Source organism: Polynucleobacter sp. AP-Feld-500C-C5, from assembly GCF_018882265.1.
In the GTDB taxonomy this organism is placed as follows: domain Bacteria; phylum Pseudomonadota; class Gammaproteobacteria; order Burkholderiales; family Burkholderiaceae; genus Polynucleobacter.
Window position 1 is genome coordinate 47,368 of the sequence record NZ_JACVOW010000021.1, and the last position, 19,848, is coordinate 67,215.

At 45.5% G+C, this 19,848-nt stretch carries 19 protein-coding genes; 11 read left to right on the forward strand and 8 right to left on the reverse strand.

Features of this window, described 5'->3' with window-relative positions; all coding sequences use genetic code 11:
* Position 1 precedes the first annotated feature (1 nt).
* From ftsA to lpxC, 4 genes are all read left to right on the forward strand, one after another.
* Positions 2-1,231, forward strand: a complete 1,230-nt coding sequence (gene ftsA, locus ICN21_RS05235) for a cell division protein FtsA (RefSeq protein WP_216177202.1) — start codon at positions 2-4, stop codon at positions 1,229-1,231.
* Positions 1,232-1,278: 47 nt separating this feature from the next.
* Entirely contained in the window at positions 1,279-2,619 is a 1,341-nt protein-coding gene (gene ftsZ / locus ICN21_RS05240) for a cell division protein FtsZ (protein WP_216177204.1), read from the forward strand.
* 112 nt (positions 2,620-2,731) lie between these two features.
* Positions 2,732-3,232 (forward strand): peroxiredoxin, encoded by a 501-nt coding sequence (locus ICN21_RS05245; protein ID WP_216126270.1) that lies wholly within the window; start codon positions 2,732-2,734, stop codon positions 3,230-3,232.
* A 43-nt stretch (positions 3,233-3,275) separates the two neighbouring features.
* On the forward strand, positions 3,276-4,190 hold the full coding sequence (gene lpxC, locus ICN21_RS05250) for a UDP-3-O-acyl-N-acetylglucosamine deacetylase (RefSeq protein ID WP_216177206.1): 915 nt from the start codon (positions 3,276-3,278) through the stop codon (positions 4,188-4,190).
* A gap of 8 nt (positions 4,191-4,198) precedes the next feature.
* On the opposite strand, the gene ICN21_RS05255 is transcribed toward lpxC, so the two are convergent.
* On the reverse strand, positions 4,199-4,732 hold the full coding sequence (locus tag ICN21_RS05255; RefSeq protein ID WP_255534219.1) for a hypothetical protein: 534 nt from the start codon (positions 4,730-4,732) through the stop codon (positions 4,199-4,201).
* A gap of 24 nt (positions 4,733-4,756) precedes the next feature.
* On the opposite strand from ICN21_RS05255, the gene secA reads away from it, so the two are divergent.
* The 4 genes from secA (at position 4,757) to ICN21_RS05275 (ending at position 10,204) form a co-directional block, all read left to right on the forward strand.
* On the forward strand, positions 4,757-7,522 hold the full coding sequence (secA, locus tag ICN21_RS05260; protein ID WP_216177207.1) for a preprotein translocase subunit SecA: 2,766 nt from the start codon (positions 4,757-4,759) through the stop codon (positions 7,520-7,522).
* Positions 7,523-7,665: 143 nt separating this feature from the next.
* Complete coding sequence (argJ, locus tag ICN21_RS05265; RefSeq protein ID WP_216177210.1) at positions 7,666-8,901, forward strand: bifunctional glutamate N-acetyltransferase/amino-acid acetyltransferase ArgJ; 1,236 nt, start codon at positions 7,666-7,668, stop codon at positions 8,899-8,901.
* 13 nt (positions 8,902-8,914) lie between these two features.
* Complete coding sequence (locus tag ICN21_RS05270; RefSeq protein ID WP_216177655.1) at positions 8,915-9,772, forward strand: ATP-binding protein; 858 nt, start codon at positions 8,915-8,917, stop codon at positions 9,770-9,772.
* Positions 9,773-9,787: 15 nt separating this feature from the next.
* Positions 9,788-10,204 carry an NUDIX domain-containing protein gene (locus ICN21_RS05275; protein ID WP_215296207.1) on the forward strand — a complete coding sequence of 139 codons (417 nt, stop codon included), beginning with the start codon at positions 9,788-9,790 and terminating at the stop codon, positions 10,202-10,204.
* Here ICN21_RS05275 and zapD read toward each other — a convergent pair.
* The 6 genes from zapD to ICN21_RS05305 are packed head-to-tail and all read right to left on the reverse strand — an operon-like array spanning position 10,201 to position 15,511.
* On the reverse strand, positions 10,201-10,953 hold the full coding sequence (zapD, locus tag ICN21_RS05280) for a cell division protein ZapD (protein WP_216177213.1): 753 nt from the start codon (positions 10,951-10,953) through the stop codon (positions 10,201-10,203). The two genes, ICN21_RS05275 and zapD, sit on opposite strands and share 4 nt — an antisense overlap.
* Positions 10,954-10,985: 32 nt before the next feature.
* Positions 10,986-11,630, reverse strand: a complete 645-nt coding sequence (gene coaE, locus ICN21_RS05285) for a dephospho-CoA kinase (RefSeq protein ID WP_216861660.1) — start codon at positions 11,628-11,630, stop codon at positions 10,986-10,988.
* Positions 11,606-12,106: an A24 family peptidase gene (locus ICN21_RS05290; RefSeq protein WP_216177216.1), complete on the reverse strand. Its 501-nt coding sequence runs from the start codon at positions 12,104-12,106 to the stop codon at positions 11,606-11,608. The genes coaE and ICN21_RS05290 overlap by 25 nt, the downstream gene beginning before the upstream one ends.
* The gene (locus ICN21_RS05295) at positions 12,106-13,152 is read right to left on the reverse strand and encodes a type II secretion system F family protein (protein ID WP_216177219.1); all 1,047 of its coding nucleotides are present in this window, start codon (positions 13,150-13,152) and stop codon (positions 12,106-12,108) included. The genes ICN21_RS05290 and ICN21_RS05295 overlap by 1 nt, the downstream gene beginning before the upstream one ends.
* Positions 13,143-14,225, reverse strand: coding sequence for a GspE/PulE family protein (locus ICN21_RS05300; protein ID WP_216177222.1), 1,083 nt, complete (start codon positions 14,223-14,225; stop codon positions 13,143-13,145). The genes ICN21_RS05295 and ICN21_RS05300 overlap by 10 nt, the downstream gene beginning before the upstream one ends.
* Complete coding sequence (locus ICN21_RS05305) at positions 14,222-15,511, reverse strand: HlyC/CorC family transporter (protein ID WP_216177225.1); 1,290 nt, start codon at positions 15,509-15,511, stop codon at positions 14,222-14,224. The genes ICN21_RS05300 and ICN21_RS05305 overlap by 4 nt, the downstream gene beginning before the upstream one ends.
* 130 nt (positions 15,512-15,641) lie before the next feature.
* Here ICN21_RS05305 and ICN21_RS05310 point away from each other — a divergent pair, with 130 nt between their 5' ends.
* Positions 15,642-16,154: a methylated-DNA--[protein]-cysteine S-methyltransferase gene (locus ICN21_RS05310; protein ID WP_216177228.1), complete on the forward strand. Its 513-nt coding sequence runs from the start codon at positions 15,642-15,644 to the stop codon at positions 16,152-16,154.
* 3 nt (positions 16,155-16,157) lie between these two features.
* On the opposite strand, the gene ICN21_RS05315 is transcribed toward ICN21_RS05310, so the two are convergent.
* On the reverse strand, positions 16,158-17,138 hold the full coding sequence (locus ICN21_RS05315) for a squalene/phytoene synthase family protein (protein WP_215319544.1): 981 nt from the start codon (positions 17,136-17,138) through the stop codon (positions 16,158-16,160).
* Positions 17,139-17,245: 107 nt separating this feature from the next.
* Between ICN21_RS05315 and ICN21_RS05320 the strand changes: the two genes are divergently transcribed.
* Positions 17,246-18,661: a sodium:solute symporter family protein gene (locus tag ICN21_RS05320; RefSeq protein WP_215296215.1), complete on the forward strand. Its 1,416-nt coding sequence runs from the start codon at positions 17,246-17,248 to the stop codon at positions 18,659-18,661.
* Positions 18,662-18,764: 103 nt separating this feature from the next.
* Entirely contained in the window at positions 18,765-19,784 is a 1,020-nt protein-coding gene (locus ICN21_RS05325; RefSeq protein ID WP_216177232.1) for a 2-dehydropantoate 2-reductase, read from the forward strand.
* The last annotated feature ends 64 nt before the right edge of the window (positions 19,785-19,848 follow it).

The window sequence follows — 19,848 nt, forward strand, 5'->3', positions numbered from 1 at the left end:
AATGAGTAAAGACAATCGCGACCTATTGGTTGGTTTAGATATTGGAACCTCCAAGGTGGTTGCCTTAGTTGCTGAATTAGCACCCGATGGCAAATTTAATGTGGTGGGTATTGGTCAAACTTCTTCAAAAGGGTTGAAGAAGGGCGTTGTCGTCAACATTGAAGCTACTGTTCAATCGATTCAGAAGGCTTTAGAAGAAGCCGAGATCATGGCTGATCGTCAAATCGTTCAGGCCTTTACGGGTATCGCAGGTAACCATATTGTGAGTTTCAACTCGAGCGGTATGGTGGCTATCCGCGATAAAGAAGTTACCGCAGGTGATGTGGAGCGCGTTCTAGAGACAGCCAAAGCAATCAACATTCCAACGGATCAACAAATTTTGCACATTCTTGTTCAAGAATTCATTATCGATGGACAGGAAGATGTTCGCGAGCCGATTGGGATGAGCGGCCTTCGCTTAGAAGTCAAAGTACATATTGTCACGGGTGCCGTAAGCGCCGCGCAAAATATTGTGAAGTGTGTACGTCGCTGCGGTCTTGAAGTCAATGACCTCATTTTGCAGCCTTTGGCCTCGAGCCTTGCAGTCTTAACTGAAGATGAAAAAGAGCTTGGGGTTGTCTTGGTGGATATTGGTGGCGGCACAACCGACATTGCAATCTATTGCCAAGGATCGATTCGTCATACAGCGGTAATTCCTATTGCTGGTGATCAAATCACCAATGACATCGCGATGGCATTACGTACGCCAACAATTGATGCCGAAGATTTAAAGATTGCTCACGGTATTGCACGTCAAGAAATGGCCGATCCAACCGCCATGATCGATGTCCCTGGTATGGGTGATCGTGACCCACGGCCAATGTCCAAACAAGCTTTAGCTGCGGTGATCGAGCCGCGGGTTGAAGAGCTATTTACTTTGGTTAGAGGAGTTGTGCGTGATTCTGGCTATGAAGACATGGTTTCTTCTGGAATTGTTTTGACTGGCGGTACTTCATTGATGCCAGGAATGGTTGAGCTAGCCGAGCAAGTGTTCTTAAGACCGGCTCGTATTGGCACTCCAGAATATCGCGGTCATTTGCATGAGGTCTTACGTAGTCCGAGATTTGCTACCAGCATCGGTTTATTAATGGAAGGTCAGGTGCAGTTATTGCGTGGCCGCCGTTTTTCTCAATCAGGCGCGTTGCAAGGTGTGATGTCACGCATGAAGGAATGGTTTGCAGGAAATTTTTAAGTTTTTCGTCGTCGTCAATGTAGTCCGTTTTTTACCTAGGAGGGTATATGGAATTTGAAATGTTAGATCAAGAAACAGCCGGTAAAACCATTATTAAAGTGGTTGGAGTCGGTGGGGCTGGTGGTAATGCAGTCCAGCACATGATCCGTCGCGGTGTCAATGGCGTAGAGTTCATTTGCATGAACACCGATGCTGGCGCATTACAGCGCTCTGAGGCATCTGTGAATTTGCAACTGGGCTCTAGCGGATTGGGTGCGGGCGCTAAACCAGAAATTGGTGCAGCTTCTGCAGAAGAAGCGCGTGCACGCATTGCTGATGTATTGCAAGGTGCACATATGGTATTTATCACTGCTGGTATGGGTGGCGGCACTGGAACAGGTGCGGCACCTATTGTTGCTCAAGTGGCAAAAGAAATGGGCATTCTGACCGTTGGTGTGATTAGTAAGCCATTTGATTTTGAGGGCGTCAAGCGCTTGAAAGTAGCAGAGAATGGGGCAGCCGAACTTGAGTCCTATGTGGATTCATTAATTGTGGTGCTCAATGAAAAGCTCTTTGAAGTGATGGGTGAAGACGCTGAGTTTGATAAGGCCTTTGCTTGTGCCGATGATGTATTGCACAACGCTGTTTCTGGTATTGCAGAAATCATCAATGTTCAAGGCTTAATTAACGTTGACTTTGAAGACGTGAAGACTGTTATGGGCGAGCAAGGCAAAGCAATGATGGGAACCGCAACGGTTTCAGGTATGGATCGTGCCCGCTTGGCTGCTGAAGCTGCAGTTGCTTCTCCACTGCTTGAGGGGGTTGATTTATCTGGTGCTCGCGGCGTTTTGGTCAACATTACTGCCAATCGTTCATTGAAGTTATCTGAAACACGTGAAGTCATGGCTGCTATTCGTGGATATGCTGCTGATGATGCAACTGTGATCTTCGGAACGGTATATGACGAGAGCTTAGGTGATGCATTGCGTGTCACGGTAGTTGCTACGGGTTTGAATAATCCACAAGCCCGCCAAAATCACCAACCAGAAGTGGTGTGGAGACAAGCGACTGGTACGCATGATGCAATGCCAACGATGGCAGATCTCAATAGCTTTGCTCCTGCTAGTGCATCAGCAGCGATGAGCAAGGTTAGCTTAGATTCTGCTTTGAGTACTAGCGCAGGTATGGCTTTGACAGGTTCTGGTAGTGCGCCTGCAACAGCTGCGCAACCAGCAAGCAGCGGTGTTGATTACAGTCAGTATGATTTGCCACGAGTATTTCGTAGCTCTCGTGAGGCAAGCGCTGCACCGACTTTAGGTGCCGATAGCTCCCCTCAAGCAAAGACCTTGCTTGATAAAGGGGCTGATTACTATGAAATCCCTGCTTTTTTACGTAAGCAAGCAGATTAATTGACTGCTTAATACAATAGGTCATTGCGAAATGCCAGCGCGGCGCCCCTCCGGACGACGAATCCCGCGCTTGCGTTGGCATGCTTACTAACAATCACCTATTGGAGACATCATGATTGCTGTTGGACAAAAATTACCAAATGCTACTCTTTATGAATTTTTTAACGAAGAGACTGAAGGCTGTGCGTTAGGGCCTAATGCTTTTGAAGTTGAAAAGCTGATGGCTGGCAAAAAGATTGTGATCTTTGCATTGCCTGGCGCCTTTACGCCGACCTGCTCTGCAAAGCATGTCCCTGGATATGTTGAGCACTACGATGCGATTAAAGCAAAGGGTGTGGATGAGATTTGGTGTATCTCTGTGAATGACCCATTTGTGATGGGCGCATGGGGCCGTGACCAAAAGGTAGGTAAAAAAATTCGCATGTTGGGTGACGGCAGTGCTGAGTTCACCAAAAAGGTAGGCTTGGAGCTGGATTTGACTGCCCGTGGTTTTGGTGTGCGTTCTGATCGCTATGCCATGATTGTGGAAGATGGCGTAGTAAAAACTTTGGAGCGCGAAGCGCCAGGTAAATTTGAAGTCAGTGATGCCGCTTCTATTCTGAAAAAACTGTAATTCAATTGATTAACTAACCGCCCCTGAATTTAGAGACGTCATCATGATGAAGCAAAGAACGATTGCCACTCCGGTTAAAACCGTGGGAATTGGTTTGCATTCTGGTAGCAAGGTGACGATCTCTATTAAACCTGCGCCAGTTGATTCAGGGATTCAGTTTGTCCGTGTTGATACTCCAGAGCAGTCGGTAGTACCCGCAACTGCTTTGGCTGTATGCGATACACGGCTTGCGTCTGTGATCCAAAAAGATGGTGTGAGAGTTTCTACAGTAGAGCACTTGCTCTCGGCTTGTGCTGGCTTAGGCTTGGATAATCTCTTGATTGAGCTTGATGGTGAAGAAGTCCCCATCATGGATGGAAGTGCCGCTTCATTTCTATTTTTGATTGAATCTGCTGGTATTGTTGAGCAAGCGGCTGCTCGTCAATTTGTAGTCATTAAAAAACCAGTTGAAGTACGTGATGGCGACAAGCTTGCTCGCCTTGAACCTTTTTTTGGGTTTAAGTTGGATTTCACAATCGACTTTAAACATCCCGCTGTTGATAAAACGGGTCAGCGATTTATTGTCGATTTTGCAGAGCATGCATATCGTAGTGAAATTGGACGGGCACGCACGTTTGGTTTTGCTCACGAAGTAGAGGCTTTAAGAGAAATGGGTCTAGCACGAGGCGGTAGCTTAGATAATGCGATTGTTTTGGATGAGCACCGTATTTTGAATAACGAAGAACTTCGTTATGAGGATGAGTTTGTGCGTCACAAAATTTTGGATGCGATTGGCGACCTCTACTTATTAGGTCATCCTATTGTGGGAGCTTATGTGGCTGAAAAATCAGGTCATGCACTCAATAATGCTTTATTACGTAAGCTCTTGGAAGATCCCAGTTCTTATGAAATTAGTAGCTTTGCTGAAAATAAGGCCCCTGAGGCTTTCTCTCAAGAAAGCCAACCTTTATTCTTTTGAGTGTTGAATTACTTCGGCTTATGCTGCAGTAATCGCTCTACCGTCTTCCGCAGTTCAGAGTCTGGAGCAAGCTTTTCTAGTAACTCTTCCCATGATTTTTTAGCAATGGCATTAAAACCTTGGGGTTTGCGATGCTGCTGATCGTTAGCGCGAGGTTTTACTTCCCACCCTGCGGGCGCTGGCTTCATTTTGACTTTAATAGCGCTGCATTTCAGCCCTAATTTTGATAACTCATTGATTAAGCTAGGTAAATTTTGTTGCAAACGACTGGCGATGCTGGCACTACTGACCAGTAAAAAGAGTTCATCTTGGCTTCCAGAGTGCCACCCAGCATCAATTTTGGGGCTGAGATGGCCCAAACCCAGTTTATCCAGCGCTATTCCTAAGGCGGACTTGATTCTGGCTAGATCTTCGGTCTTAGCCAGTATTCCCCCAAGACCATTGGATTTGCGTAGGTAATCAAGCCAGTCATAGGCCTTGTGCTTGCGGGATGGTTTAGGGACGGAGTTCATAAAAAATGGGGTTACGGGTGATAAACTCAAGGTCTTCATTTTCTTCAATATCCCATGGTAATCGGTCTTCTTAAAACCCTGGTCGGCAGTCGTAACGACCGCCTCTTAAAACAGTATCGCAAAGTCGTTGCCAAGGTTGGTGCTTTCGAGCCAAGCCTGCAATCTTTGGATGATGTTGCGCTTGCCGCTAAAACTGCTGAATTTAAGTCTCGACTGGCTGCTGGCGAGTCTTTAGATGACATTGCGCCCGAAGCATTCGCAGTAGTGCGTGAAGCTAGCGTACGCGTTATGAAAATGCGTCACTTCGATGCCCAGCTCATGGGTGGACTGGCACTTCACCAAGGCAAGATTGCTGAGATGGGTACGGGTGAGGGTAAAACTTTAACTGCCACACTCCCAGTGTATTTGAATGCTTTGACTGGTAAAGGTGTTCATGTTGTTACGGTGAACGATTATTTGGCGCAACGTGACGCTGAATGGATGGCGAAGTTGTATAACTTCTTGGGTATGAAGGTGGGTGTCAATTTATCGCAGATGGATCACAACACCAAGCAAGAAGCATACGCAGCCGACATTACTTATGGTACCAACAATGAATTCGGTTTCGATTACTTGCGCGACAACATGGTCCAAGATTTGGATCAGCGTGTGCAACGTGGCTTAGCTTATGCGATCGTTGACGAAGTTGACTCGATTTTGATTGATGAGGCTCGCACACCGTTAATTATTTCTGGTCAAGCGGATGATCACACCGATCTCTATATCAAAATAAATGCGCTGCCTTCTCATTTAGAGCGTCAGATTGGTGAAGAGAAAGCGGATGGTACTGGTGTTGAAAAACCAGGTGACTATTGGGTAGATGAAAAATCTCAGCAGGTCTATTTAACTGAGCAGGGCCACGATAAAGCTGAGCAAGTATTGGTTCAGATTGGCGCTTTAAATGATGGCGACTCTCTCTATGCGCCACAGAACATCACCCTGATGCACCATGTATATGCAGCCTTACGTGCACATACTTTGTACAACCGAGACCAACACTATGTTGTGCAAACCAAAGAAGTCATCATTGTTGATGAATTTACTGGTCGATTAATGCAAGGCCGTCGTTGGTCTGATGGTTTACATCAGGCAGTCGAGGCTAAAGAAGGTGTGCCGATTCAGAATGAGAATCAAACCTTAGCAACGATTACTTTTCAGAACTATTTCCGGATGTACGGCAAGTTGGCTGGTATGACTGGTACTGCTGATACTGAAGCATATGAGTTCAAGGAAATTTATAACCTTGAAACCGTAGTCATTCCACCCAATCGTATTAGCCAAAGAAAAGACAAACAAGATCAAATCTATAAGTCTTCTCGCGAACGTTATGACGCTGTTATCAAAGATATTGAAGATTGCTATGAGCGTGGTCAACCAGTATTGGTTGGTACAACCTCGATTGAAAACTCAGAATTAATCTCTGGCTTATTAGACAAGCGTAAGTTGCCGCATCAAGTCTTGAATGCAAAACAACATGCCCGTGAAGCAGAAATCATTGCGCAGGCAGGTCGTCCGAAGATGATTACGATTGCCACTAATATGGCTGGTCGTGGTACCGACATCGTGCTTGGTGGTAATGTGGGCAAGCAGTCCACCTTGATTGAAGCTGATGAGGCTTTATCAGATTCAGAAAAAGCGAGCAAGATTAAGCAGCTTCAAGATGAATGGCAAAGCATTCATGATCAAGTGTTAGCTGCAGGTGGTTTGCATATTATTGGTACTGAGCGCCATGAGAGTCGTCGTATCGACAATCAATTAAGAGGTCGCTCTGGCCGACAAGGTGATCCAGGCTCTTCACGTTTTTTTCTGTCTTTAGATGATCCATTGCTGCGTATCTTTGCTGGTGACCGCTTAAGGTCTGTCATGGAGCGCTTGAAAATGCCTGACGGCGAGCCGATTGAAGCGGGTATGGTGACACGTTCTATTGAGTCTGCGCAACGTAAGGTCGAGGGTCGTAACTTTGATATTCGTAAGCAGTTGCTCGAATATGACGACGTTGCTAATGATCAGCGCAAAGAAACCTATCGCCTCAGAAATGAAGTGCTTGAGAGCCAGGATATTGGCGAGCTGATTGCTAATTTGCGCGAGGATGTATTGCGTTCCGTTTGCTCTTTCTATGTTCCCCTAGAGTCTATGGAAGAGCAGTGGGATTTGCTTGGACTGGAGAATGCCCTAGCTAATGAGTGGGGTCTGGCGGTTGATTTGCAGAAATGGGTTGAGGGCGCGGAAAGTGTCGATGACGCAGAGATCGTGGAACGTGTATTAGCTGCTGCTAAAGAGTCTTATGATGCGAAGGTTGATCTCTCTGGACGTGAATCTTTTGCTGGCTTTGAGCGCTCTGTACTGCTCTATAGCGTAGATACCCATTGGCGTGAGCACTTGGCTGCTTTAGATCATTTGCGCCAAGGAATTCACTTGCGGGGCTATGCCCAAAAAGATCCAAAACAAGAGTATCGCCGTGAAGCCTTTGAGCTATATGGTGAACTTTTGAGCACTATTAAGAATGATGTTGTTAAGAGCATCACGACGGTACAGATTCGTAGTGCGAGTGAATTAGATCGCGCAGCAGAATCGATGAATGAAGATTTAGCTAAGTTAAAAGATCTTCAGTACCAGCATGCAGATGCCGATATGGAAGTTGCTGGCTCTACTGGTGATCGCGGCGCTGCAATTGATATTCAACCAGCGCCAGTCCGAACTGGTCCGAAGATTGGTCGAAACGACCCTTGTTCTTGTGGTAGTGGCAAGAAGTATAAGAACTGCTGTGGTGCATTAACTTAACCATCGCCCTGAATGCGTTAATAATCAAATGGCTCGGCTAATGCAGAGCCTTTTTTTTGGCTATTTTTATTTCAATGCCGAAATGGGAGATAAATTGATATCTCCCCCTGTTTTTGATACGCCTCATCTACAATTATCGGACTATGACAGTTAATTTACCTCTCCCCCAAAAAGCCGATCTGAAGCCTGTTAAAGGTTTTGAGATGGGTATCGCTGAAGCTGGAATTAAGAAGGCCAATCGTAAAGATTTATTGGTGATGACTCTTGCTCCTGGCTCACAGGTTGCTGGTGTTTTTACCTTGAATCGTTTTTGCGCCGCTCCTGTTCAAGTTTGCCGCGAGCATCTGGCGCAAGAGGGTCGAAATGGCGAAATTCGGGCCTTAGTTGTCAACACTGGTAATGCAAACGCGGGCACAGGTGAGCAGGGTATGAAACATGCTTTAGAAACATGCGCTGCTTTGGCCAAGGATCTCAAGATCAATCCAGAACAGATCTTGCCATTTTCAACAGGGGTGATTCTAGAGCCTTTACCGATTCAGAAAATCATTACGGCGCTTCCCAAGGCGGTAGCTAATTTGGGTGAGGACAACTGGTTTGATGCGGCCCAAGCAATCATGACTACTGATACTCAGCCAAAGGCGAGTTCTGTCACGGTTCAAACGCCAGCGGGTCAAGTTGTGTTGACGGGTATTTGTAAGGGCGCAGGAATGATTCATCCCAATATGGCAACCATGTTGGGATTTATCGCCACTGACGCTGGTTTTGCCCCTGGCTTATTGAGCGAACTCACTCGCGAGGTTGCTGATCTTTCGTTTAACGCTATCACGATTGATGGCGATACCTCGACTAATGATTCCTTCATCATCATGGCGACTGGTCAATCCTCAGTACAAATCAAGACGACTAGCGAACCCAGTTACACCATCGTGCGCGAGGCTTTAATTACCCTTGCTAGAAAATTAGCGCAGATGATTGTGCGTGATGGCGAAGGTGCCACCAAGTTCATGACAATTGAAGTGGTCGGTGGCAAGACTGCTGAAGAATGCCGTCTGGTAGCAAAAGCAGTAGCACATTCACCATTGGTTAAAACCGCATTCTTCGCGAGTGATCCTAATTTGGGTCGTATTCTTGCGGCTATTGGCTACGCAGGCATAAAAGACTTAGACGTTAATCATGTCCAAATGTGGCTGGGTGATGTTTGGGTTGCTAAAGATGGTGGGCGCAATCCAAGTTATCAAGAGGCAGATGGTCAAAGAGTAATGCAGGCTCCAGAAATTACAGTCAAGATTGATCTAGGGCGCGGAACTGCTGCTCAAACAATGTGGACCTGTGACTTGTCGCATGACTATGTTTCGATTAATGCGGATTATCGCTCTTAAAGATATCAATCATATGAATGAAAAATTAGACCGTCTTTTAGATCATCTCGAAACCTTTTTACCCAAGCCATTAACTGATGAACAGTGGAAATCTTCCACTGCATTTAGATGGCGTCGTAGAGACAGTATCTTTGGCAGTATTGGATTTTTACAGCCAGTCAAGCATGTGTCTGATATTACCTTTGAAGACCTTCAAAACATTGATCGTCAAAGAGATGCGATTCGGGATAACACTAAAAATTTCATCCAGAAAAAACCGGCTAATAATATTCTGCTTACTGGCGCCCGAGGAACGGGTAAGTCTTCCTTGATTAAAGCCAGCTTGCACGAGTTTGCAAGCCAAGGCCTGCGTCTGGTAGAGGTGGAAAAAGAGCATCTTGCCGACTTGGCCGATATCACGGAGCTTCTGGCTGATCGTCCCGAGCGCTTCATTATTTTCTGCGACGATCTCTCCTTTGAAGATGGTGAGTCAGGCTATAAGGCTATGAAATCTGCTCTTGATGGCTCAGTATCGGCTCAAGTCGACAATATTTTGATCTATGCCACCTCTAATCGTCGTCATTTATTGCCGGAGTATATGAAGGATAACGAAGGTTATGTACACGGAGATGATGGTGAAATTCATCCTGGTGAGGTGGTGGAAGAAAAGATTTCTTTATCAGAGCGCTTTGGTTTGTGGCTCTCGTTTTATCCACCTAAGCAAGATGAATATTTGGCAATTGTGACTCACTGGTTGGCACATTTTGGTTTGAGTGCGGAGCAAATTGCGGCTGCTCGTGCAGAAGCGCTCGTTTGGGCTTTAGAGCGCGGTTCTCGTTCTGGCCGTGTGGCTTGGCAGTTTGCAAAACATTGGGCTGGATCACACGCCTAAGATGGATTGATTCTGGTGAGTGAAATTAATCGACCCGTTACTGAAGTAGCCGCTGGAATATTGCTGGATCAATCCGGTCGCTATCTATTGGGACAAAGACCAGAAGGCAAGCCCTATGCAGGTTATTGGGAAGTACCTGGCGGCAAGATTGAAAAAGGCGAATCTGTTTTCGAGGCGCTGAAACGTGAGCTACAAGAAGAGCTTGGTATCGACATTCATGCGAGTGAAGAATTAACTATCCTCGAGTATGACTATCCGCATGCTTATGTACGCTTACATGTGAGTATTATTCGAGAATGGATAGGTACTCCAAAAGGCTGCGAAGGCCAGTCCCTGTCCTGGCAATTATTAAGCTCAGAAAAGCCTAGTGTGGAACCGCTATTACCAGCCGCTTGGCCAATGCTGGACAGGCTGAAAGCCCTTTTGACCTAGAAGTGGCAGAGCGTCAGCTTGAATGACACATCCTTATTTGCAGGCTGTGATTTTTTATCACGATCTGTTTGCATAAAGCGCACGGATAGTAAATATTTATTGGCGCTAATCTCGGAGAAGATCGTGTCATCTTCTACCGCAACTCGCATCAGCTGATAAATTTTCCCAGAAGGTGCCTGCTGGAATGAGCCGTTATGAGCCAAGACATCTTTTGCTTCACCTGACTGACGTAGTAAGCGTAAAAATAATTGACAGGCATCTTGCCATGGTAACAAGGGGTGTGCAAAATTTTCTAGTAGCTTGCGACGCTCATTCGATGGACTATTTTTCCAAGCATGATAGCTAGGCAAATCAATCGGACTTGTACCGCCGGGAATATTTAAGCGTGTACGAATACTATTGAGCCACTCGCTCTCAGAAATTGCTAAGTTTGGTCTGCCGGTTGATTGATTAATCTTGCTAGCAACAGAATCTATTTCTGCTAGTGTTTGAGAAAGAGTTTCTTGATCTACTTTTTGTGAGGTCTTTAGTCCATTGAGGGCATATTTTTGACGCTCAAATTCTTTTAGTAGTAGTGATTTGATATCGCCACGTGCACCAATATCTCCCAGGTCAAACAACATGGCGATTGCATTGTGATGAAGTTCGGGGTCATCGGAGCGTACGAAATGATTGAAGCGGGCGAACAAGTACTCCAGTCGAAGCATGCTTCGAACTAATTCATTGAAGGGGTATTCGTAGACAATCACAAGCCCATATTCTATGACGAACTGAGCTGTTCTTACTTAATCTGTAGGATTTTTTCGTGCAAATGGTTTGCTTCAGCTTTCAACTTCTCAAAGCTAGCTTGATTCTCAATAACGATATCCGCACTAGCAAGACGATCTTTTCTGGCTGCTTGAGTCTGCATAATTTTTTCCACCTCTGCCCGGGGTAAATTGCTGCGCTGCATCACTCTGGTAATTTGGACTTCTTCAGGGCAGTCCACCACCACTAACTGGTCAATCAGTCCTTGCCAAGAGCCTGATTCAAGCAGGAGAGGAACGACAAAGACTAAGTAGGGCACTCCTTCAGCAGCTAATCGCTTGGCTTGCTTGATAGTTTCCAGGCGGATCAGGGGGTGGGTAATCGCCTCTAAGTTCTTTCTCGCCTCAGGCTTGGCAAAGACTAGGGCGCGCATCTTGCCCCTCTTTAATGCCCCGTCTGCATCAAGATAGTCGGCGCCGAATTGTTCCTTTATAGCTTCTATTGCCACTCCCTTTGGCGAGGTGATCTCATGGGCTATGAGATCCGTATCCACAATCCCTGCTCCTAAGCTGCCCAGTAAATCGCTGACTGCAGTTTTGCCTGAGCCAATGCCTCCGGTTAGACCGATCAGGGGAATGCGCCCCTTGAGTCCGCTTAAACCGGATTGTTCAGAAACCATGTTTGGAGGATCTGTGGCCATAACAACTCAATGATGCCAGCAACAGCCAGGAATGGTCCAAAAGGAAATGCTGAGCGAATAGATTGCTTTTGGTATCGAAGCCAGATGAGCCCCCCAAGCAGGCCGCTGATGGATGCCACTAATAAAATTCCTGGTAAAGCGCTGAGACCAAACCATGCTCCAAGTGCAGCTAGTAGTTTTGCATCGCCCATGCCGACCCCATTTTGCTTTTTAGCCCATCTATAAATGAAGTTGAGCCCCCATAAAAATGCATATCCAAGGAATGTACCTGCAATCGCATTTGGAAAGCTGGTCAATCCTAAATTTGGAAAGTAATTAAAGACTAAGCCAGCGGCAATCATGGGAATAGTCATGGCATCAGGTAGGCGAAAAGTTCGCAGATCGATATAGGCTAGATATACCAAAGCCAAGATCAGCAAGATGCGAACTAAATCAATCATCGTTAAAGCATGCATTAAACGATTTGCCCTAAATTAAATATTGGTAGATACAGAATAATGACTAGTCCACCAATGATGATGCCAATTAGCATGATGAGCAAGGGCTCTAGAGTCTGGCTAAGACTATTGAGGCTGCCGCTGAGTTGAGAGCCTAAAGTGTTGGCGCGCTTACTTAGCATCTGTGCAAGAAAGCCACTTTCTGCTCCAATATGAAGCAATTGCAAAGTCTCAGTATCGAAAAAAGAATGTTTTGGATCAGCCTTTTTCAAGGACGCACCTAATGGCCAGCCTCGGGTCAGGTGTTTAAAAACTTCTGCACTGAGATCATGACTGAGCCAGTGATTAGAGGATTGCGCGGTGACGCGTAGCGCATCAGGGAGTGGTAAACCTGACTCTAGAAGATGGCCCAGAGTTCGACACCAGTAAGTCAGGGCAGCCAAGCGAAGCAATTTGCCCAATAGCGGTATCCGAAAGCTCCATTGGTCACACATTTTTTGTAAGTAAATAGATTTTATCCAAGCAAGTAAGCAGATGAGAGTGCTAGTAAGAAGGCAGGCACAGATTTCTATAAAGAAATGATTCATGATGGACGATATTTGAATGAGTGCTTTGGTCGGCGGCGGTAATTCTGCTTGAAAGTGACCAAAGACATCTTTAAATACTGGCACTACCCAAATCATCATGACGATGACCAATAGAAGCGAGCTGCTTAAGGTAATGATGGGGTAGCTTAGTGCTTGTTGTACTTTGCGCCTTAATTCAATTTGAGCTTCTAGTTGTTGGCAAATAGTCTTGAGTGCAAGCTCAATATCTCCTGTACGTTCACTCACACGGATCAGATTAATGAACTCCATCGAAAACAGATTGTGTTGTGCCATGAGGCTTTGAGAAAAACTGTTACCTTTCTTTAAATGAGCCTGTACATCCCTGAGCCAATGCTGCCAGTCCTTAGGCGCTGAAGACTGAATGAGTTCAATGGCATTCAAGAGGGCTAGCCCAGCATTAAACAAGGTCAGTAATTGCTGAGCGAAATCTAATTGCGATTGCTTGTTTAGTGCCATGTACATACCTCAGTATCTAAGGTGGCTTGATCAATGTTCCCCTTTTTGACATGATGTAATCCAGCTTCAGCCATATTGAGGTAGGGCAAGGATGGGTCAAATAATTGCTGACGACCTAGAACCTCATGTACTCCGATGCGACCAAAGTAACCAATGCCCTTACAAACTCTACAAACTTCAGAGATATTGCCTGCAGTGCAGTTTTTACATTCACGGCAGAGTGTTCGAACTAAACGCTGAGAGCTGACACTTTGCAAACAAGATTCAAGCGATTCTTGATCTATCCCGAGACTTTTGAGTCTAGTGAGTGCAGCTCTGGCATCGCGCGTGTGTAAGGTGCTTAAAACAAGATGTCCTGTTTGTGCAGCCTGAATTGCAAGTGCCGCAGTAGCACCATCCCGAATCTCTCCAATCATGATGACATCAGGATCTTGTCTGAGGAGTGCTTTGATAATGACTGGAAAATCAAGGCCTGCGCGTGGGTGATACGCCACTTGATTAACGCCAGGGAGACGGATTTCGATGGGATCCTCAATCGAACAAAGGTTGCGATGGCTTTGATTGAGTGCGTGCAGGCAGCTATAAAGCGTACGCGTTTTGCCGCTGCCTGTCGGGCCCGTTACCAGTATTAAGCCATTAGGTCTTGCAATCGCTTTTTGAAAAATATGCAGTTGCTCAGGTAGTAAACCCGTTTGCTCTAGGGAGAGTTCCTCAAGACGATTGGGAAGGATGCGAATAACTGCTTTTTCACCATGAAGGGTTGGAAGTATTGAGACGCGACAATCAATGGTGGGTTTTGAAAAATCTAAGCCAATGCAGAGACGACCATCTTGAGGAATGCGTTTTTCTGCAATATCTAAACGCGCCAATATCTTGATGCGCGTAATGAGACGCTCATGCAGTTCGGCAGGGTATTGTGACTGAGCTTGGAGTAAGCCATCCACTCGAATGCGAACTTGAGTTCCTAGGGCGCACGCTTCAATGTGAATGTCACTAGCCCTGGCGTGAAGTGCATTTGCTGCGATTTCATACCAGGTGCGAATAATGAGTGAGTCATCTTGAGAAAGGTTCAATCTTGATCTTGATTGAGGGTAGGACGATAGAGTTTGACAGTCTTCACTCCTTGATCATCAAACTGTACGATTTCCATGACAATGCCAGCAATTTTGATACTGACATCGTGGTCAGGAATCGCTTCAAGGTTTTCTAAAATTAGTCCATTTAAAGTTCGTGGCCCATCGAGCGGTAGATTCAAATTCAAAAGACGATTGAGGTCTCGTAAGGATGCTCCGCCACTAGCCAGATAGGTTCCGTCTGAAAGCCAGCGCGGATCGGTTGAGAGGCTGGAGAATGAGGTTGTAAATTCGCCAATGAGCTCCTCCACAATATCCTCAAAGGTAACTAGACCAAGAACCTCGCCATACTCATTCACTACTAGACTTAAGCGTTGCTGGTTGTCTTGGAAAAATTGCATCTGCTGTAATACCGGTGTACCGCTCGGTATGAAGTAAGGCTCATTAACCAAGGATCTAAAGTCCTCATGCTTTAGGTCTGAATCACCCAACAAAGACAAGGCTTTCTTAACTGATAGGATGCCTACAATTCTTTCGGAGTCGCCATCGCAAACCGGTAATTTGTTGTGATAACAAGTTTCTAATTGCTGAACTACTTCATCAATGGGTCTAGCAAGATCCAAAATTTCTATTTTTGACCTTGGTGTCATGACATCATCCACTGTGATGTTCTCTAGGTTAAATAGGTTGAGCAAAATATTGCGATGGTGATTAGAAACAAAGCGATTGGATTCCAAAACCAAGCTACGCAACTCTTCTTTGCTCATCGTTCTACTATCTGAGGATGATTGCAGGCCAGAAACCTTCATCAAACCAGAAACAAAACTGTTAATCAGCCAGAGCAAGGGCTTTAATAAGAAAGTCAGCGGCAGAATGAGCCAGCCGACATTAGAGGCAATCTTTTCGGGAAAGGCGGCGCCAATGACCTTGGGAGTAATTTCGCTAAAGATGATGATCAATAATGCAACTACCAGAGTGGCAATTGATAGAACCAGTCCACTATCACCAAATAGATGGAGAGCAATACCAGTTACCAGAATAGGGAGGATGGTATTGATGAGATTGTTGGATATCAGTAGGACTGATAAAAGGGAATCAATTCGCTTGAGAAGTCTTTCTGCTAGAGCGGCGCCTGCATTACCGCTATTGGCCATGGCGCGTAAGCGATGGCGGTTCGATGACAACATACTAGTTTCAGCCATCGAAAAGAAGCCAGAAAGCGCGAGCAAAAATAGGACTAAGGCAGCCTGGCTATAAAGGGGCCAATCGTCAAAAAAATTGTCCATGGTGTTTGCCTGCAAAAATTAAGGATGATTCAATATAGCAAAGTAGGCTTTCACAAGCCATATTCACAAGCTATAGCTAGGGTAGAAAGGCTTGTAATCTGCCTTACCGAATTATGTGAGAATTATCCCCATGCCCTCCTCTAAAAAATTACCTCTTTCAGAAAGTGCGCGTTATTGCGTCATCGACGCCCCTTTTGGAAAATTGGGGATTTTGACTGAATTAGTCGATGGTAGTCTCATGCTATCGAAGATCGACTACCTGCCAGCTAAAGCCGCTTTATCAAAGCCTCAGAATGAGCTGGCTAAGGAGGTGGCTAAGCAATGTACAGCCTACTTTAAGGACCCACAGTTCCAATTTGATTTACCTATGAAGCCTATGGGTACTGTTCACCAGCAAAAGGTATGGCAACAGATTCGGGAGATACCGGCCGGAAAGGCAAAAACCTATGGTGAGGTAGCTAGCGTTATCAAGAGTGGTCCCCGTGCGGTGGGCACTGCATGTGGCGCCAACCCTTTTCCTTTGATCACACCCTGTCATCGCGTCGTTTCCGCGCAAGGTATTGGCGGATTTATGAAAGAAAATTCACCAGGTCTTTTTCGCCAAATAAAAATATGGCTTTTAAAGCACGAGGGAGTGCTTTAAGTTTTAAAGGGCTTTTCTAAGTGGGCTTGATGCATTATGAAAAAAGAGCTTCATGAGGGCATCGCTACCAACAGCTACTTTGGTAAAAGCATAAAAAGCCATTACTGTTTTTCTAGAAAGCTTTACTTCATCTTTGTGATCAAATTGTTTACGAGCAGCTATTTTGGAGAGTGTCATCACTGCTAAGCCAAAAGCTAAAAAACAAAAGCGTCTTACCCCAGCCTCTTCCTTTGGAATTAGAAGAATGTAACTCATCGAATCTTGAAGTTTTTGATACGCAATCTTGAGCAGCTCAACTTGAGTCATATTGCCTGGCTTCCATGAGACGCCTCGTGCATTGTCCTCGGGCGAGTCTTTGAGAATGTTAGTCATTTGCAGAGCTTGACCAAAAGCAACCGAGAGGGCCTCATGTCCCTGAATATTTATTGCAAACTTAGCAGAGTGATTACTAAAGATGCTTGTCAGGAGTTCGCCAACAACTCCAGCGACCACATAGCAATATTTCTCAAACTCTTGCAGATCCCTTAAACCTGATTCAGTTTGCTTCCCATGAAAATGCGACATGCCTTCAGACATGATGGAAATGCAGTGACTCACTGCCACTTGATCTGCACTAGAGCAAGTATGCAAAATTCTGAGGACGGTTGGGGTATGCGTAATTAAATCAAGCTCATCTTGATTGTCATAGCCCTTTAACTCTTGGAGACAGGGATCGACAAATAACTGTACCGGTAATTTATCCAGAACAGCATCGAGAAATAATTTAGATAATGTTTGCTTAGTCTCTGGGCTGAGGTCTGCGGCATCTTCAATCGTATCGACAATGCGGCAAAGCAGGTAGGTATTGCCAACGACCTTTTCCATCTCTGGTGGTAGCAAGGGGATAGTGAGCGCAAAGGTTCGCGATACCGAGCCCAAAATGGCTTTTTGGTAGGCTAGATCAATATCTAGATTCTCGATAGGGTTAGATTTAGGTGATTGCACCCGTCAATTATGTCAGACGAACTTGCCCTGAATTGGGACTTATTTCCTTAGTAACAAAAGTGACATAGCCATATAATTTCACCAAATTCTGCAAGGAGAAATCAGGCGTGCTGATTTGGTTCGTCATCATTTACTGGGTTATATCGGTTGGCATCGGCCTATGGGCTGCATTGCGCGTAAAAAATACTGCGGACTTTGCAGCAGCAGGTCATAGCCTTCCAATGCCAATTGTGACGGCCACTGTTTTTGCTACCTGGTTTGGATCCGAGACAGTTTTAGGCATTCCTGCCACCTTTTTGAAAGAAGGCTTGGGGGGCGTTGTCTCTGATCCATTTGGCTCCTCTCTTTGTTTGATTTTGGTTGGCCTCTTTTTTGCGCGACATCTCTACAACCGTCGCATGCTCACCATTGGCGATTTCTTTCGGGAAAAATATGGTCGCACTGTAGAGGTCTTGGTAACCCTTTGTATCGTTGTTTCGTATTTGGGTTGGGTTGCTGCTCAGATTAAAGCCTTGGGTTTAGTTTTTAACGTGGTGTCTGAGGGCAGCATTTCTCAAACAGGTGGCATGATGATTGGTGCTGCCAGCGTTTTGATCTACACCCTCTTCGGCGGCATGTGGTCAGTAGCCATTACCGACTTTATTCAGATGATCATTATTGTGATTGGCATGCTGTACATCGGCGGCGAGATGACAGCGCAAACAGGTGGTTTTAGCGTAGTCATTGAACATGCTGCTGCAGCGGGGCAATTTAGTAATTTCTGGCCGGAGATGAATTTGGCATCCATTCTCGGGTTTGTTGCAGCGCTTTGCACCATGATGCTAGGCTCCATTCCACAGCAAGATGTTTTCCAGCGTATTACCTCGAGTAAGAACGTCAACATTGCCGTCAATGCTGCCATTCTCGGTGGTGTGCTTTACTTTATTTTTGCTTTTGTACCGATGTACTTGGCCTATTCGGCGACCTTGATTAATCCTGATTTGGTAAAAGAATACTTAGATACCGATCCACAAATGATTTTGCCAAAACTGATTCTGAATCATGTCCCCATCGTTGCACAGGTGATGTTCTTTGGCGCTTTACTCTCGGCAATTAAGAGTTGCGCCAGTGCAACTCTATTGGCACCTTCAGTGACCTTTGCAGAAAATATTGTGAGAGGCTTTTTCAAGCATCTATCCGATCAAGATTTACTAAAAATCATGCGAATCACAGTGTTGTGTTTTGCCGTAATAGTCACTTTCTTTGCAGTGAATTCTGAGTTGTCTATTTTTAAGATGGTGGAGAGCGCTTACAAGGTGACTCTAGTGGCAGCTTTTGTGCCCCTTGCCTTCGGGGTCTATTGGTCTAAGGCTAATTCTTTGGGCGGTCTATTGGCCGTGGTTGGCGGCCTGACTATTTGGATTAGCTGTGAAATCTTGGCCCCTAATGCCATCATGCCGCCTCAGTTGGCCGGCTTACTGGCCAGTATTGCTGGCATGATTTTGGGTAGTCTAGTACCCAAAGACCTCTTAAAGGCAGTTTAGCTTCAGTATTGCCTAAAAATTAGGCACTCAAATGTGTTGTAGCCCAAAATGTTCTCCTCTAATATGACAGTAATACTAAATTTTCTATTCTTCTGGGGTTCCTATGAAAATCTGTGTGATCGGAGGAGGTGGCGCCATTGGCGGTTACCTAGCTGTCATGTTGGCGCGATCGGGTAATGATGTAACGGTTGTTGCGCGCGGTGCAACTTTAGCGGCAATTAAAGAGCGTGGCTTGGCATTAATTATGGATGACCAACCTGAGCCTTTAGTGGCAGAAGTAAAAGCAGTAGAAAAAATTAGAGATGCTGAAACACCAGATGTTGTGATCTTGGCAGTGAAGGCCCATCAAGTTGAGCCGATTATTGATGACTTAGCTGCGATCATGGGCCCAGAAACGATTTTGATCCCGATGCAAAACGGAATTCCTTGGTGGTATTTCCAAAAACTGGGTGGCGAATTTCAAGACCATTCTGTTGAAACAGTCGATGCTGGCGGTCAAGCAAAGAAGGCCATTAATCCAAACAACATCATTGGTTGTGTTGTGTATCCAGCAACTTTTACTCAAGCTCCGGGTGTGATTCGTCACGTAGAAGGCAATCGTTTCCCATTGGGCGAGCTGGATGGTAAGGTAACTGAACGTATTCAGAAGATGTCTGAGATGATGGGTGCAGCTAGCTTTAAGTCGCCCATTTTGGAGGATATCCGTTCCGAAATTTGGCTCAAGCTGTGGGGCAATATGACATTCAATCCAATCAGCTCATTGACTCACGGCACTTTGGAAGGCATTTGCCAATATCCATTAACCAAAGAATTAGCGCGCAGCATGATGGCTGAAGCACAAACGATTGCTGAAAAACTCGGTGTTACTTTCCGCGTGGATATCGAGCGTCGCATTGCGGGTGCTGAGAAGGTGGGCAAGCATAAGACTTCAATGTTGCAGGACTTGGAGGCTGGTCGTAGTTTAGAAATCGATGCACTCTTGGGCTCAGTAATTGAGTTAGGCAAGATTACTCAGACACCTACACCTTGTTTGAATACGGTATTTGCTTTAACGAAATATTTGGATGAAAACGTGCAGACCTCTAAAGGTAGCTTGGCATTGCCATCGGTATCAGGTTACTAAAAACTTTTAACTCTTTCAGTAAATAAAAAACCCTTGCTACTTAACATAGCAAGGGTTTTTGTCT